This is a genomic window from Natrinema sp. CRL1, from assembly GCF_059162405.1.
The window spans coordinates 173,397-187,411 of record NZ_JBLVOY010000001.1 but is presented as its reverse complement, the minus strand read 5'-3'; the positions used below and the strand labels follow the sequence as shown (position 1 = coordinate 187,411).

General features: G+C 67.5%; 14 protein-coding genes. 6 read left to right on the top strand and 8 right to left on the bottom strand.

Annotated features, from left to right (window positions below):
• Positions 1–77 precede the first annotated feature (77 nt).
• Complete coding sequence (locus ACJYUO_RS01025; RefSeq protein WP_494343563.1) at positions 78–911, top strand: amidohydrolase family protein; 834 nt, start codon at positions 78–80, stop codon at positions 909–911.
• Between the two features lie 170 nt (positions 912–1,081).
• Here the strand turns inward: ACJYUO_RS01025 and ACJYUO_RS01020 are convergent, their stop codons facing one another.
• Both ACJYUO_RS01020 and purH read right to left on the bottom strand, forming a co-directional pair.
• Entirely contained in the window at positions 1,082–2,425 is a 1,344-nt protein-coding gene (locus ACJYUO_RS01020) for a glycerate kinase type-2 family protein (RefSeq protein WP_494344413.1), read from the bottom strand.
• Between the two features lie 157 nt (positions 2,426–2,582).
• Positions 2,583–4,220: a bifunctional phosphoribosylaminoimidazolecarboxamide formyltransferase/IMP cyclohydrolase gene (purH, locus tag ACJYUO_RS01015; RefSeq protein WP_494343562.1), complete on the bottom strand. Its 1,638-nt coding sequence runs from the start codon at positions 4,218–4,220 to the stop codon at positions 2,583–2,585.
• A 176-nt stretch (positions 4,221–4,396) separates the two neighbouring features.
• Between purH and purB the strand changes: the two genes are divergently transcribed.
• The 4 genes from purB (at position 4,397) to ACJYUO_RS00995 (ending at position 7,088) form a co-directional block, all read left to right on the top strand.
• Positions 4,397–5,782 carry an adenylosuccinate lyase gene (gene purB, locus ACJYUO_RS01010; protein ID WP_494343561.1) on the top strand — a complete coding sequence of 462 codons (1,386 nt, stop codon included), beginning with the start codon at positions 4,397–4,399 and terminating at the stop codon, positions 5,780–5,782.
• A gap of 123 nt (positions 5,783–5,905) precedes the next feature.
• Positions 5,906–6,328, top strand: coding sequence for an EamA family transporter (locus ACJYUO_RS01005; protein WP_494343560.1), 423 nt, complete (start codon positions 5,906–5,908; stop codon positions 6,326–6,328).
• Positions 6,328–6,744, top strand: coding sequence for an EamA family transporter (locus ACJYUO_RS01000; protein WP_494343559.1), 417 nt, complete (start codon positions 6,328–6,330; stop codon positions 6,742–6,744). Before ACJYUO_RS01005 ends, ACJYUO_RS01000 begins: the two co-directional genes overlap by 1 nt.
• Before the next feature lie 80 nt (positions 6,745–6,824).
• Positions 6,825–7,088 carry a hypothetical protein gene (locus ACJYUO_RS00995; RefSeq protein ID WP_494343558.1) on the top strand — a complete coding sequence of 88 codons (264 nt, stop codon included), beginning with the start codon at positions 6,825–6,827 and terminating at the stop codon, positions 7,086–7,088.
• Between the two features lie 32 nt (positions 7,089–7,120).
• Here ACJYUO_RS00995 and ACJYUO_RS00990 read toward each other — a convergent pair whose 3' ends face one another.
• The 3 genes from ACJYUO_RS00990 to lysA are packed head-to-tail and all read right to left on the bottom strand — an operon-like array spanning position 7,121 to position 10,489.
• Positions 7,121–8,299: a M20 family metallopeptidase gene (locus ACJYUO_RS00990; RefSeq protein WP_494343557.1), complete on the bottom strand. Its 1,179-nt coding sequence runs from the start codon at positions 8,297–8,299 to the stop codon at positions 7,121–7,123.
• Positions 8,296–9,126: a diaminopimelate epimerase gene (gene dapF, locus ACJYUO_RS00985; RefSeq protein ID WP_494343556.1), complete on the bottom strand. Its 831-nt coding sequence runs from the start codon at positions 9,124–9,126 to the stop codon at positions 8,296–8,298. Before dapF ends, ACJYUO_RS00990 begins: the two co-directional genes overlap by 4 nt.
• 10 nt (positions 9,127–9,136) lie before the next feature.
• The gene (gene lysA, locus ACJYUO_RS00980; protein ID WP_494343555.1) at positions 9,137–10,489 is read right to left on the bottom strand and encodes a diaminopimelate decarboxylase; all 1,353 of its coding nucleotides are present in this window, start codon (positions 10,487–10,489) and stop codon (positions 9,137–9,139) included.
• 223 nt (positions 10,490–10,712) lie between these two features.
• Between lysA and ACJYUO_RS00975 the strand changes: the two genes are divergently transcribed.
• Entirely contained in the window at positions 10,713–11,381 is a 669-nt protein-coding gene (locus tag ACJYUO_RS00975; protein ID WP_494343554.1) for a hypothetical protein, read from the top strand.
• Between the two features lie 53 nt (positions 11,382–11,434).
• On the opposite strand, the gene ACJYUO_RS00970 is transcribed toward ACJYUO_RS00975, so the two are convergent.
• The 3 genes from ACJYUO_RS00970 to dapA are packed head-to-tail and all read right to left on the bottom strand — an operon-like array spanning position 11,435 to position 13,958.
• Positions 11,435–12,271, bottom strand: coding sequence for a 2,3,4,5-tetrahydropyridine-2,6-dicarboxylate N-succinyltransferase (locus tag ACJYUO_RS00970; protein WP_494343553.1), 837 nt, complete (start codon positions 12,269–12,271; stop codon positions 11,435–11,437).
• Positions 12,268–13,035: a 4-hydroxy-tetrahydrodipicolinate reductase gene (dapB, locus tag ACJYUO_RS00965; RefSeq protein WP_494343552.1), complete on the bottom strand. Its 768-nt coding sequence runs from the start codon at positions 13,033–13,035 to the stop codon at positions 12,268–12,270. The genes ACJYUO_RS00970 and dapB overlap by 4 nt, the downstream gene beginning before the upstream one ends.
• Complete coding sequence (gene dapA / locus ACJYUO_RS00960; RefSeq protein ID WP_494343551.1) at positions 13,032–13,958, bottom strand: 4-hydroxy-tetrahydrodipicolinate synthase; 927 nt, start codon at positions 13,956–13,958, stop codon at positions 13,032–13,034. Before dapA ends, dapB begins: the two co-directional genes overlap by 4 nt.
• Positions 13,959–14,015 lie beyond the last annotated feature (57 nt).

Below are 14,015 nucleotides of genomic sequence, written 5' to 3'. Positions count from 1 at the left end.
CGCGTGTGAACCGAACACAGGCGAACCGGTCGACGGGCCGGTAGCAAAATATGGGTCGACACGAAACTGGTCGGTAGATGCTGGAGTTGGAACACGAGTTTCGCGTCGTCGATATCGCGGCGCGGCTGCCGCCAACCGACGGGGGTGGGGAGCCGGCCGGCCGAGCGATCGGGCCGGATCGACTCGAGCGGGAGATGCATCAGGCGGGAATCACCAAATCGGTCGTCTACCCGCCGTCACAGCCGGAAACGAGCTACCTCGCGCCGAACAACGGCGTCGCCAGACGGAGCGTCGACCGGCCCTTCGTCGCCTTCGCCCGGATCAACGGCACCCAGACGCCCGGCCGGAACGCGACCGGGCGGCTTCGCAACGCCGTCGCCAGCCGAAACGACCACCACACCTCTCCCAGCGACATCGAGAAGTACGCCTACGACGACCGGTTTCACGGCTTCGTCCTCGATCCCACCGTCGACGACTACCCCGACGCGGAAGTCCTCGCCGCGCTCGAGGACGTCGACCTCCCGGTGATCGTCCGCGGCGGCGTTGACGCGCCGCCCGAAACCCTCGCCGAGGTCGTCCTCGAACGCTCGTTTCCGGTCATCGTCGGCCGATTCGGCGGTCATCCCCTGAACCGCGAGCTGATGGACGAGATGATCGACCTGCTCGAGGACTACGACGACTGCTACCTCGAGACGAGTTTCGTCCGGTATCGCGAGCAACTCGAGCGGGCGCTGTTAGAACACCCCGATCGCGTCTTCTTCGGCAGCGGCGCGCCCGCCTGCCACCCCAACGTCGCCGTCATGGAGATTCTGACCCTCGACGTGTCTGAAGACCTGCTCCGGCGCGCGTTCTCGAAGAACGCTTGTCGCGTGATCGAGGAACTCGCGCCGACTGCGACACGGCAGAGTTAGGATTCGATCGGCTGCTCGCGACGCTGGTCCTCGGCGTCTCGAGTATCATCTGGATCGTCGTGCTTCGAAACGTCGCGGGACTGGTCTTCTGAGACCGGCTCCCTTTCGCGACTGACCGGGGGAGCAGATATCTGTTCTCGACTTCCGTCTCGTATCAGGCAAAGCGGACGCTACGACCGGATGACGAGCACCCGCAGATCGTTCAGGTTCGTTCCGGTCGGCCCCGTCAGAACGAGGCCGTCGCGGGCCTCGAGATACGGGTAAACGTCGTTTTCTTCGAGGGCCATACGCGCCGTTTCGGGGTCCTCGACGGTCTCCCCGTCGACCAGCGCGCCGGCCGCGTCGGTCGCGCCGTCGATACCGTCGGTGTCGACCGCGGCGACCGCGATATCGCCGTCTCCCCCCTCGCCGCCGGCCTCGAGTTCGATCGCCGCGCTCGTCGCGAACTCCTGATTCGGCCCGCCTGTTCCATCGCCGCGGACCGTCACCGTCGTCTCGCCGCCGGAGAGGACGATGGCCGGCGGCTCGACGGGGGTCCCGGTGGCCCGAATCTCCTCCGCGATCGCGACCTGCGTCGTGGCCGCGTCGCGGGCCTCACCGCGGACGCGCGAGGAGAGCACCAGCTGCTCGTAGCCCCGCTCGGCCGCCGCGTCGCGGGCCGCCTCGAGCACGGTCATGCCGTCGGCGATAACGTGATTCGAGACGGTCTCGAACGCGGGGTCGTCGGGCCCCGGCGTCTCGCTGCTCTCGCCGGCCGCGCCGCGCTCGAGGTGTGTCGTGACGGCATCGGGCGGGTCGATCTCGTATCGCTCGAGGACCGCAAGCGCCTCCGCAAACGTCGACTCGTCGGGCGCGACGGGGCCGCTGGCGATCACGCTCAGATCGTTTCCGACGACATCGCTCAGAATTAGCGAGACGACCGTCGCGGGGGCGGCGCGGCGCGCCAGTCGGCCCCCCTTCAGTGCCGAGAGATGTTTGCGGACCGCGTTGATCTCGCCGATGTCGGCCCCGCTTGCAAGCAAGGCGTCGGTCGTCGACCGCAGATCGGACAGCGACACGTCGCCGGCGGGGGCGGGCATGACGGCACTGCCGCCGCCGGTGATCGCCGCCAGTACGAGCGTCTCCTCTCCGGTCGCGTCCGCCGCCTCGAGCACAGCTTTCGTTCCCTCGACGCCGCGCTCGCTCGGCACCGGATGGTCGCCCTCGCGGACCGTCACGCGCTCCGTCTCGACGGGGTCGTCCGTGACGACGACGCCGCTGTCGATCCGGTCGCCCAAAACGGTCTCGAGCGTGACGGCGACGTGTGCCGCGGCGTTGCCGCCGCCGAGGACGACGATCTCGTCGTACTCGCCGAGGTCGTACGTCGCGTCGGCGATCCGGAGGGTATCGCCCTCGAGCGAGACGGCCTCGCGGACGACGGTGCGGGGGTGGCCCGCTTCGATCCCGGCTTCGACGCAGGCGAGTGCGGCCTCGCGGGCCTCGCTCGAGGCGAGTCGGTCGCGGTCCTCGATCATCGTCGACTCCTTCATGCACGATCGGTCCGTCGCGACCGGCTAAAACTAGGGGATTCGGAACGCGGTTCGATACGACGGAGTGCCAGCGCTCAATCGTGTCGGAAACAACGAAAGGCGCTTCGCGTCTTTCGAGCTTTCGGCACTCCGTCGCTACCGCTCAGTCGTGCCGAAAACTCCGCTGACCCGTAAACGCCATCGCGATGCCGTGCTCGTCCGCGGCCTCGATCACGTCCTCGTCGTTGACCGAGCCGCCGGGCTGGATGACCGCCTTGATCCCCGCCTCGGCGGCTTCCTCGATGCCGTCCGGGAACGGGAAGAAGGCGTCCGAGGCCATGACCGCGCCCTCGGCGTCTTTCCCGTCGGCGTGCTCGTCGGCCTTCATCGCCGCCAGCCGGACCGCGTCGACGCGAGAGACCTGTCCCATGCCGATGCCGACCGTCTCCGTCCCGTCCGCGAAGAGGATCCCGTTCGATTTGACGTGCTTGAGCGTCTGCCACGCGAAGACCATCGTCTCGAGTTCGTCCTCAGTGGGCTCGCGTTCGGTGACGATCTCGAGGTCATCGGCCGAAATCGACTGGAGGTCTCGCTCCTGAACGAGTCGGCCGCCGACCAGCGGCTTCTCGGTGAAGCGCTCGGTGCGCTCGCCGAGTTCACCGACGTCCAGCACTCGCAGGTTGTCCTTCTCGAAGAGGACCTCGAGGGCGTCGTCGGTGTAGCCGGGTGCGACGACGACTTCCTTGAACGAGTCGATGATCTGCTCGGCGGTCTCGGCGTCGCACTCCCGGTTGAGGGCGACGATGCCGCCGAAGGCGCTCATCGCGTCCGTCGAGAGGGCGTTCTCGTAGGCCTCGGCCAGCGTGTCGGCGGTCGCACAGCCCGCCGGGTTGGTGTGTTTGATGACCGCGGCCGCGGGCTCGTCGAACTCCTTGATCAGGTTGAGCGCGCCGTCGGCGTCGTTGTAATTGTTGTAGCTGAGCGCTTTTGCGCCCTCGTTTAGCTGGTCGGCGTGGACGACGCTCGCCTCGTCCGTGGTGTAGTCGGTGTAGACCGCGGCGTCCTGATGCGGATTCTCGCCGTAGCGGAGCGTGTCGGCGCGGTCGTCGGAGACGATGCGCCGACTCGGCAGGCCGTCGTGATCAGCGTCCTCGACGCCGGCCACGTCGGCGTCGACGGTGACCTCACCGGCCTCGAGATCGACATCGACCGCGCCCTCGGCGAACCACTTCACGGCCCGCGGGTACGCGCGGAACTCGCACTCGGAGAGGACCCGCTCTTTGAGGGAGTCCTCGTCGTCGCCCTCGTAGACCGGAATCGGCTCCTGCGTGACGATCGGGCCGCCGTCGACCTCGTCCTCGACGACGGTCCCGTCCTCATCGGTCGCGTCCGTGACAACGTGGACCGTACAGCCGGTGACCGAGACGCCGGCCTCGAGCGCGTCGCCCCAGGCGTCCATGCCGGGGAACGACGGCAACAGGGCGGGGTGAACGTTCAGCGTGGTCGGCGTCGCGTCGAGGAAGGTGTCGGAGAGGATCCGCATGTAGCCGTCCAGACAGACGAGGTCGAACTCGTAGTCCGAGAGGGCCTCGAGGACCGCCTCCTCGTGCTCGCTGCGGCTCATGTCGTCCTCGAGCGGGACGACTTCGGTCGGAATCCCGCGCTCGGCCGCGGCCTCGACGACCGGCGCGTCCGCGTCGGTCGTCAGGACGACGGCGAACTCGGCTCCGCCCGGCTGTCGGTCGGCGATGTTCAACAGATTGCGCCCTCGGTTGCCGGCCATCCCGGCGATTCGCGTCATAGTCGAACCCGCGCCCGCGAGCGGCAAAGTGGTTGCGGTCTCGGAAGGGAGTGTATCCATATTTGTGTATAAATAAGCTAGTATTCGCGAGTTCGTCCAGAGAGGTATGCACGCACGTGGCCTCGAGCGCTCCGGGTTTCGATACGCTTTTGGACCGCGCTGGACAGACTCGCACCATGACCGAGACCGACGCCCTGTACGCCGTCTCGCCGCTGGACGGCCGGTACGACGGCCGGACCGCGCCGCTGTCGCCGTACGCGAGCGAGGCCGCGCTCATGCGGGCCCGCGTTCGCGTCGAAGTCGAGTACCTGATCTCACTCGCCGACCTCGAGGCGACGCCCCTCGAGATGGACCTCGAGGAGCGCAATCACCTCCGCGGGCTGTACGAACACTTCGCCGAGGAAGATGCCCGACTGATCAAGACACTCGAGACGGAGGGCCACGCCGACTTCGAGGCGACGAACCACGACGTGAAAGCCGTCGAGTACTTCCTCCGCCACCGGCTGGACGAGGACAGCGACGCCTCGCCATGGATCCACTTCGGGCTGACCAGCGAGGACGTGAACAACCTCGCCCACCGGCTTCTCGTCCGCGACGCGGTCGAGGAGGTTCTGCTGCCCGAACTGTACGGCGTGCGCGACGCGCTCGCCGAGATGGCACGGGACTATCGGAATACCCCGATGCTCGCGCGCACCCACGGCCAGCCCGCCACGCCGACGACCTTCGGCAAGGAGATGGCCGTCTACGCCGCGCGGCTCGGCCGGGCCACCGGCCGCATCCGGCAGGCGACCGACGACCTCAGCGGGAAACTCGGCGGGGCGTCGGGCACCTACGCGGCCCACGTCGCGGCCTATCCCGACGTCGACTGGCCGGCGTTCGCGCGGGACTTCGTCACGGACCTGGGCCTCGAGTTCGAACCGCTCACGACACAGGTCAACCCCTGTGACGACCTCGCGGCGCTGTTCGACGCGTTCCGCGGGGCCAACACTGTCTTGCTCGACCTCGATCTGGACATGTGGCTTTACGTCTCCGACCGCTACCTCGGGCAAGAGGCCGTCGAAGGCGAGACCGGCTCCTCGACGATGCCCCACAAGGTCAACCCGATCGACTTCGAGAACAGCGAGGGCAACCTCTCGAAGGCCAACTCCGATCTGACCTTCCTCGCGGACTACGTCACCACCTCGCGGCTCCAGCGGGACCTCTCGGATTCGACGGTCAAGCGCAACATCGGCGGGGCCTTCGCCCATTGTCTGATCGCCTACGGCAAGACCGCCGCGGGGCTCTCGAAAGTCGTCCCCAACGAGCAGGTCATGCGCGACGACCTCGAGGATACCCCCGAAATCATCGGCGAGGCCGTCCAGACGATCCTTCGCCGCGAGGGGCAGGAAGACGCCTACGAGCGCGTCAAGGCCGTTACCCGCGGGAAAGACGTCACGCTCGCGGACTTCCGCGAGATGTTCGACGAGTTGGACGTCGACGAGGCCGTCCGCGAGGAACTCCACGCGCTGACGCCAGCCGGCTACACCGGCGTCGCGAGCAATTTGGTCGACGACCTCGAGTAGCTCACGGCCGACAGCATCCGCCGTCCACTTGTCGACTGGGCCGGCCGACAGCATCCGATGTCCGGCACCCAGTCTCGATTCCGAGACCGTGACTGTATTAATCGGCCTTCGCCGAGATCCGGTATGGAGTATCTCGTGTGGGTGCTCGTCGCCCTCGTGGCCTACGGACTGATGGCACCGCTGACGAGCGTCGTGACGTCGGACGTGCCCCCCGCGGTCGCGCTCTTCCTCTCGACGACGATCTTCCTCGGGCTGACGACGGTCATCCTCCTCGCGACGGAGACCGGCAGCCTTGCCGACGTGACGACCCCGTCTGCTGGCATCGTCTATATCGCCGGGCTGTTTCTCTCCTCGGGCATTCTGGCCTACTACCAGGCGCTCGAGCGCGGGCCGGTGAGCGTCGTCGTGCCGATCTACGGCCTCTTTATCGTCGGGAGTTCGATCATCGGAATCCTCTTTCTCGGCGAGGAGTTGACCGCGACTCGCGGGGCCGGCATCGTCGTCGCGGCGGCTGCGATCTACCTCGCCGCCGGGGGTGAGCAGTGATGCGGCGCTATCTCGGCCTGTCGCTGGTCGCCTGTCTGGCATACAGTCTCGTCGCGCCGCTGATCTCGATCTCGATGACCGACCTGCCGAGTACGCTTGCGGTCTTCCTCTCGAACGCCGTCATGTTCGTCACCGTTGGCCTCGTGATCGCCTATCGCGGCCTCCCGGTGCGACCCTACCTTCGCCATCCCCGAACTCCCTACATCGGCGCGATGGGCGTGCTACTGACTATCGGCCTGCTGACCTACTATCGGGCGCTCGAGCTCGGGCCGGTGAGCATCGTCGTCCCGATCTACGGCCTCTTTATCGTCATCAGCTCGCTGACCGGCATCGTCGTCTTCGACGAGAGCGTCACCCCGCGCAAGCTCGCCGCTATCCTGTTGAGCGTGCTGGCGATCGTCCTGATGTCGATCTGAGCGGGAGACGGTCACCGCGCTCGATGATAGAACAATTCAATACACAAACACTATTGTCCGCGGCCGCCCAACCGAAACCCGTGCGAACTGCGCTTCGCTATTACGTGTCCATGGTCATCATCGGCGGGACGCTCGGGCTCATGGGGCTTCCGACGCTCGCGTCGGGGACCGCGTCCATCCCTGCCGTCTTGCTCTCGATCGGCGGTGTCGGGATGGTCCTCGCGACGATCTACGAGGCGACGCTGGTCGACGATCCGACGATCCCCGACGACCGGCTCATCACCGTCCTGACGATTGGTGCGATCCTCGCCGTTCTCGGAACGCTTCTAGCGCTGCTGTCCTGACACCACTCGCCCCGAAACCGACTCGTGCTGCGTTACCCGACCAGTTCCGACAACGTCGACTCGAGCGCCCGCGCCGCCTCGCGGACGGCGTCGACCCGCACGTACTCCCGCGGCGCGTGCGCGACGGCCCCTTCGTCGTCGGCGAGCACGCCGGGGCCGAAGACGACCGTCGGGGCGTCGGCCGCGAAGTAGGACGCTTCGGTCGCCGCGGTAAAGGGCCGGGTCTCGCTGCCCGCGGCGTCCGCAAGCGTCTGGGCAACGGCCACATCGGGATCGGTGTCCCACGCCTCGAGAAACGGCGTCGGTCGGTCGGTAAAGCGAAAGTCGAGGCCCACGTCCTCGGGGAGTGCCGCTCGCAGGTGGGCGGTCAGCGCCTCGTGGAACTCGTCGGCCGTCTCCGGGGGGACGCTCCGGCGATCGACCGTCAGCGCGCAGTTGGCCGGCACCTGATTGGTCGCCTCGCCGCCCTCGACGACGGTCGGGGTTAGCGTCGCCGCGCCGAGTTGCGGGTGGGTCGGCGGCGCGTCCGCGCGCTCGCCGAAGGTCCGGATCGCCCCGAGGACGGACTCGAGGGCGGCGACCGCGTTGGTCCCGGTGTCGGGCTCGGCGGCGTGGGCGTTCGCACCGGAGAGGTGGATTGTCCCCTGAAATCGCCCCTTCGCGGCCGTACAGACGTCCAAATCGGTGGGTTCGCCGACGATCACCGCGTCGGCGTCGCGCGTGGGCGAGTCGTCGCCCGAGACCAGCGCGTAGGCACCCGTCGAGAGCACCTCCTCGTCGGGGGTAATCGCAAGCGTGACGCGGCTGTCGGTCGGCTCGACCGCAAAAAAGGCCGCGAGCAGGGCGGCGAGTGGCCCCTTGGCGTCGCAGGAACCCCGGCCGTGGATGACGCCGCTGTCGGCGTCGGCCGCATCGACCGCGTCGTCACCGCCGTCGCGCTCGTAAGGGACGTGTGGCGAGACGGTGTCGATGTGCGTGTTCAACACGACGCGGGTCTTGGCGTCGCTCGTCGGGACCCCGCGACTCGCTAGCACGTTCCCGGCGTCGTCGACACGAGGCTCGAGGCCGCGGGCCTCGAGCGTCTTACAGAGGAACTCCCGCATCGGGCCGACATCCTCGTTGGACGGGTGCTGGACGGCAGTCTCGAGGAACGAAATTGGATCGAACGCGTTCTCGTCCGCAGCCCTGCCGGCGGAATCGGTGCCCGTCACGGCTCGACCGGCGACTTGACGGCGACCTCGCCGTCGAATTCGTGTTCGACGGGGCCGGCGAGGGTGGGTCGGCCGCGCTCGTTGAAGCTGATTCGGAGATGGCCACCCGGCGGATGGACATCGACCGGGTCGGCGTCGGTAAGACCGAGGCGGCGGGCCACGACGGCGATGGCGACCGCGCCGGTGCCACAGGAGTCGGTTTCGCCCTCGACGCCGCGCTCGTAGGTTCGCTGGTGGAAGCCGCCCACCCCGTCGGGGCTGGCCACGCAGACGTTCGTCCCGTTCGGGAAGGCGTCGGCGTAGCGCACCGGCGGAGCGATTTCCTCGAGATCGACGTCGTCGACGTCATCGACGAAGCTCACGGCGTGGGGAACGCCGGTGTTGACCATCGAGACCTCGAGCCCTTCGATCTCCTCGCGGAGGACGGGTTCCTCGGCGTCGACCGGAACCTCGTCTGGATCGAACGTGAGTTCGGTCATCTCGATGACGACGTCCTCGCCGTCGCGTTCGGCGCGCAGGGTGCCCGCCTGCGTATCGATCATCACGCTGTCGGTGCCGGTCCGGTCCATCGCCCACTCGGCGGCACACCGAGCGCCGTTGCCGCACATGGGTGCCGTCGCACCGTCGGGCTGGAACAGCGTCATCACGACGCGCGGAGGATCGAACTTGTCCTCGAGAGCGAGAAAGAGGACGCCGTCGGCACCGACGCCGTCGGCCCGGTCGCACTCACGCTCGGCGAGTGCCCCCCGATCTGGGACGTGTTCGTCCGCGTGGATAATGAGAAAGTCGTTGCCGGTGCCGTGGTACTTCTGGAATGGGACAGTCATCGTGCTATCGTTAGTCGTGGTCGGTGTCGCTCGCTCGGTCGTCGTCGGTCTTTCGGTCTGCGCTCGAGGGATTCGAGGCGCTGCGCGCCTCGCGCTCCGGGCGGGTCACGTCGGCGACCGTCTCGCGCCGTCGGGAAAGCCGAACGTCGCCGTCCGCGAGGACGACGGACGCGGGTCGGGGACGGGAATTGTACTGGTTCGCCATTTCGTAACCGTAGGCCCCCGTGTTGCCGATCGCGAGGATATCCCCTCGTTTGCTTACCGGTAGTTCGCGGTCAGTACAGAAAACGTCGCCGCTCTCGCAGATCGGGCCGGCGACGGTCTGGGGAACCGTCTCGCGGCCGTCGCCGCCGTTGCTCGAGGCGGTCGCGTCGGCGGTCAGGTTTCGAATCGGGTGAGAGGCGTCGTACATCGCGGGTCGGATCAGCGTCGTCATCCCTGCGTCGACGCCGGCGACGGTCGTCTCGCGGGCATCTTTGACGGTGTTGACTTCGGTCAGCAGCACGCCCGCGTCCGCGACGAAGTAGCGACCCGGCTCGATCGTTAGTTCGGCATCGATCTCGCCCAGCGCACCGCGCGTGGCGTCCGCGACCGACTCGAGGTCCAACGGTTCTTCGTCTTCTCGGTACGGGACCCCGAAGCCGCCGCCGACGTCGACGAACTCGAGGTCACCGTCGACAGCCTCGCTCACCGCCCTCGCCAGTTCGCCCATCCGCGAGACGAACTCCCGATGGGCGTCGAGTTGGCCGCTCGAGACGCCGGAGCCGACGTGGGCGTGGATTCCGACGACGTCGAACCCGCGGTCGGCGGCGTCGGTCAGCACCTCGACGGCGCGCTCAGCCGGGATGCCGAACTTCGCCGCGGCACCCGTCCGCACCTTCTCGTGGTGGCCGGCACCGATTCCCGGATTCACCCGCAGACAGAGTCGGCCGTCGTAGTCGCGCTCCTCGAGGCGGTCGATCGTGTCCTCGGAGCCGGCGGTGACCGTCAGGTCCGGGTGCTCGTCCCACGCATCGACGATCCAGTCGAGGTCGCGAGCGGGCGGATTGACGGCCGTGTAGTGGATCTCCGAGCCGGACGCGCCCGCCTCGAGCGCACGCTGTACTTCCCCGGCGGAGGCACACTCGAGGCCGGCCCCTTCCTCGCGAAGCGTCGAGAGCACGTCGCCCAGCGCGTTCGCCTTCACCGCGTAGAGGATCTCGGCGTCGGGAAAGGCGGCCTCGAGGCGGCGGTAGTTCTCCCGGACGCGCTCTACGTCGAGGACGTACAGCGGCGAGCCGTAGTCCTCGGCAAGCGCGAGTAGTTCGGCCGCGTCCCAGTCGGAGCAGCGGCGAACGGGCAACGAATCCGCAGCGTCAGTCATTGTCATGTCCACGTGACCGTGAGAATTCAAGGTTTGGATTCCGGACCACCGTCTCACTCCGCGGTCCGATAGTCCGACCGAGGATTATACACCGCCCGATAATTGGATAATAAACAGTACCTCGCTGCTCCCGAGACGTTCGCCCGATGTCCTCCACCTCCATCCGTCGCGATGTCGTTCTCGGCCTCCTCGCGCTCGGGCTGCGCCCCTGTGGGTACTGCCGTTGCACTTGGACGAAACGACCTATCGGTACGAGCGGACGGCGGTGACGGCCGGCAACGGCAGCATCGACTATGCCGACAGCGACATGGTTTCGCACGAAACGCCGCTTCGCGACGAAATCGCCTGTACGGACGGGATACCGTGGGACAGTCGAGCGTGTGCGTTCGAGCGATCACTGCTCGAGAACCGGACCGTCCCGACGGACATCTACTATGGCAGCGCCGGTCGCGTACAGCCGCCGGTCGACGACCGCTACCGGTACGTCCTCCTCAACGGGAGCGTCTACGAGACGATCTACATCGCGAACGAGTCGGCCCTCCAGAGCAACGGCTACCGCATCGATCTTGCGCTCGAGCGAACGACGCTCGAGCAGGTGCTCCGCGACGTGAGTATTTCCGTGACATCCGAAGAAGTGTCGCCGACTGCCGCCGAAGTTGCGCGGAGCGGAGCCGCCAACTCTCATCGTGAAGTCGAGACTCCCGAGACGCCGATCCGACTCGAGAACGAGAGTTTCCAGTACGTGACGCTTGCCGAGCGGAGCGAGCCGTCTCCGGCGGCGCGCAGCCTCGATTTCCTGTTGACGTATCTCGCGCCGCTGCTCGGGCTGTCGCTGCTGGGCTATCTCTCGCGGCACGTCGAGGTGACCTACGTCGGCGACGAGCGCCGCTGAGTCGACGCGAAAAAGCGGATTCGTCTCTCGAAGAAAACCGGTAACGGACGACGTTACTCTCGAAGCGCGTCTTCGCGTTCGGTCGCCTCGAGCGTCTCCGTCTCCAGATCCGTCGCGACGACGGCGGGCTTGTAGGCTCCGCCGTCGAAGAGGTCGTGGTCGCTGATCGAAGACTCGACGAAGCGGGTGAACGCGCGGCGGTCGGCGGGTAGTTCGCCGTAGAGGACTTCCTCTTCGACGAGGTCGTAGACCGGAATCCGCGGCGTCAGCAGCGTGTTCTCGCCCACGACGCTGTTCTCGCCCACGACGAAGCCGCTGGTGACTCGGCAGCCCGCGCCCAGCGAGACGTTGTCCTCGACGATGACCGGGGCACTCTCGACGGGTTCGAGCACGCCGCCGATGAGGGTGTTCGCACCGAGTTTGACGTTGTCGCCGATCTGCGCACAGGAGCCCACCGTATCGCAGGAGTCGACGAGGGTCCCGTCGCCGACCCGAGCGCCGATGTTGACGAAGGCGGGGCTCATCAGGATGCAGTCCGAGCCGATGTTCGCGCCGCGGCGGACGACCGTGCCGTCCGGCGTGTTTCGGCTCCCGCGATCGCCGTACTCGCTCGAGTCGGCCAGCGGGAGCACGTCGTTGTACGTGGTGCCACCGTGGTCGTACTGCTGGATCTCGCGGAGGCCGAAGTTGAGCAGGATCCCCTGCTTGACCCACTCGTTTGCCTCCCACTCGTCGCCCTGTTTCTCGGCGGCGCGGACCTCGCCGGACTCGAGGGCATCGAGGAAGGCCTCGAGGGTCGCGTATTCGTCTTCGCCGGCGGTGTCGGCGCTGACGTCGCCGTTCTGTTTGCGGTCCCACAGCTCCGAGATCTCGGTTTCGAGTGCGCTCATTCGCTGATCACGTCCGCGAAGTCGTACCACCCTGCCTTTTGTCCAGCGATCCAGACCGCCGCGTCGACCGCGCCCGCGGCGAACACGCCGCGGTCCTCCGCGCGGTGGGTGAGCCGAACCTCCTCGTGGTTGCCGGCGAGGACGATCTCGTGTTCGCCCGTGATGTCGCCCGCCCGCAGCGCGTGAACGCCGATCTCACCCGCCTCGCGGGGAGCCTCGCCCTCGCGGCCGTGCGTGCGCTCGGAGAACTCCCCGTTGGCTTCGATCTCCTCGAGCAGTCGGTTCGCGGTGCCACTCGGAGCGTCACGCTTGCCGTTGTGGTGTGTCTCGACGAGTTCCACGTCGTAGCCGGGAAGATTCTGGACCGCGTCGCCGACGACGTTGACCAGCGCCTGCACGCCGCGTGCGAAGTTCGGCGCGTGGAGCACGGCGACGTCCTCGCTCGCCGCCTCGAGGGCCTCGTACTGGTCGTCGTCGAAGCCGGTCGTTCCGGTGACGAACGCGACGCCGGCGGCGGCACAGACCTCGGCGTAGTCGGCGGCCGACTCGGGGCCGGTGAAGTCGATTACGGCGGTGGGCTCGCGGTCGGCGACCAGCGACTCGAACTCGGCCGCGGACTCGACATCGACGCCCGCGACGGTCTCGCCGTCGGGCTCGCGATTGACGGCGAAGACGACGTCGCAGTCTTCCCGATCGGCCGCGGCGCTCAGAACCTCGCGACCCATGCGGCCGGTCGCGCCCGTGACGCCAAGCCGGACCGTCATCGATCGCCCTCCGCCGCGTCGGCGACCTCGGTCGTGTCCCGCTCGAGGTCGGAGAGCACCGCCTCGAGACCGTCGCGATACTCGTCGGCCAGCCGGGAGAGCGGCGGACGCATCCGAGCGGGGCCGTAGCCGCGGATCTGCATGGCCTCCTTGACCGGGATCGGGTTGGTCTCGACGAAGAGCCCGCGGAACAGCGGCCCGAGTTCGTGGTGAAGGTCCCGTGCGCGCTCGTAGTCGCCATCGAGGGCCGCGCCGACCATCGCACAGGTGCGCTCGGGTTCGATGTTCGCAGCGACGCTGATCGTCCCGGTGCCACCGACCGAGATGGTCGGCAGCGTGAGCGCGTCGTCGCCCGAGAGGACGGCGAAGTCCTCGTCGGTCGTGCGCTCGGCGATCTCGCCGATCTGGCCGAGGTCGCCGCTTGCGGCCTTGAAGCCTGCGATGTTGTCGTGGCTCGCGAGTTCGACGGCGGTGTCGGGCTCGATGTTTCGGCCCGTCCGCGAGGGGACGTTATAGACGATCTGCGGGAGGTCGACCGCGTCCGCGATCGTCCGGTAGTGCTCGATCAGCCCGCGCTGTTCGGGCTTGTTGTAGTACGGCGAGATGAGCAACAGGCCGTCAGCGCCCGCCTCGGCGGCGCGTTCAGAGAGCTCGAGCGCTTCTCGCGTGTTGTTCGATCCGGTGCCCGCGATGACGGGCACGTCGTCGACGGCCTCGATGACCGCCTCGACGACGCGGACGTGCTCGTCGTGGGTCAGGGTCGCCGATTCGCCGGTCGAGCCGACGGGGACGAGCCCGTCGACGCCCGCGGCCTCGAGGCGCTGGGCGTCGGCCTGCAGTGTTTCGAAATCGATCCGTTCGTCCTCGTCGAAGGGCGTACACATCGCCGGAAAGACGCCCGAAAGGTCGATAGGTGAACTCATGTGTTGGGTATGGTGTCGGTGGGTCGTGTCTCGACCGCCGATCGGTAGGGTGTATCG

Excerpts from the sequence above, each read along its gene's own strand:
- dapA (WP_494343551.1), bottom strand. The coding sequence starts at position 13,958 with ATGAGTTCACCTATCGACCTTTCGGGCGTCTTTCCGGCGATGTGTACG.
- ACJYUO_RS01000 (WP_494343559.1), top strand. The coding sequence starts at position 6,328 with ATGCGGCGCTATCTCGGCCTGTCGCTGGTCGCCTGTCTGGCATACAGT.
- ACJYUO_RS01005 (WP_494343560.1), top strand. The coding sequence starts at position 5,906 with ATGGAGTATCTCGTGTGGGTGCTCGTCGCCCTCGTGGCCTACGGACTG.
- dapB (WP_494343552.1), bottom strand. The coding sequence starts at position 13,035 with ATGACGGTCCGGCTTGGCGTCACGGGCGCGACCGGCCGCATGGGTCGC.
- purB (WP_494343561.1), top strand. The coding sequence starts at position 4,397 with ATGACCGAGACCGACGCCCTGTACGCCGTCTCGCCGCTGGACGGCCGG.
- dapF (WP_494343556.1), bottom strand. The coding sequence starts at position 9,126 with ATGACTGTCCCATTCCAGAAGTACCACGGCACCGGCAACGACTTTCTC.
- ACJYUO_RS01025 (WP_494343563.1), top strand. The coding sequence starts at position 78 with ATGCTGGAGTTGGAACACGAGTTTCGCGTCGTCGATATCGCGGCGCGG.
- purH (WP_494343562.1), bottom strand. The coding sequence starts at position 4,220 with ATGACGCGAATCGCCGGGATGGCCGGCAACCGAGGGCGCAATCTGTTG.
- ACJYUO_RS01020 (WP_494344413.1), bottom strand. The coding sequence starts at position 2,425 with ATGATCGAGGACCGCGACCGACTCGCCTCGAGCGAGGCCCGCGAGGCC.
- lysA (WP_494343555.1), bottom strand. The coding sequence starts at position 10,489 with ATGACTGACGCTGCGGATTCGTTGCCCGTTCGCCGCTGCTCCGACTGG.
- ACJYUO_RS00970 (WP_494343553.1), bottom strand. The coding sequence starts at position 12,271 with ATGAGCGCACTCGAAACCGAGATCTCGGAGCTGTGGGACCGCAAACAG.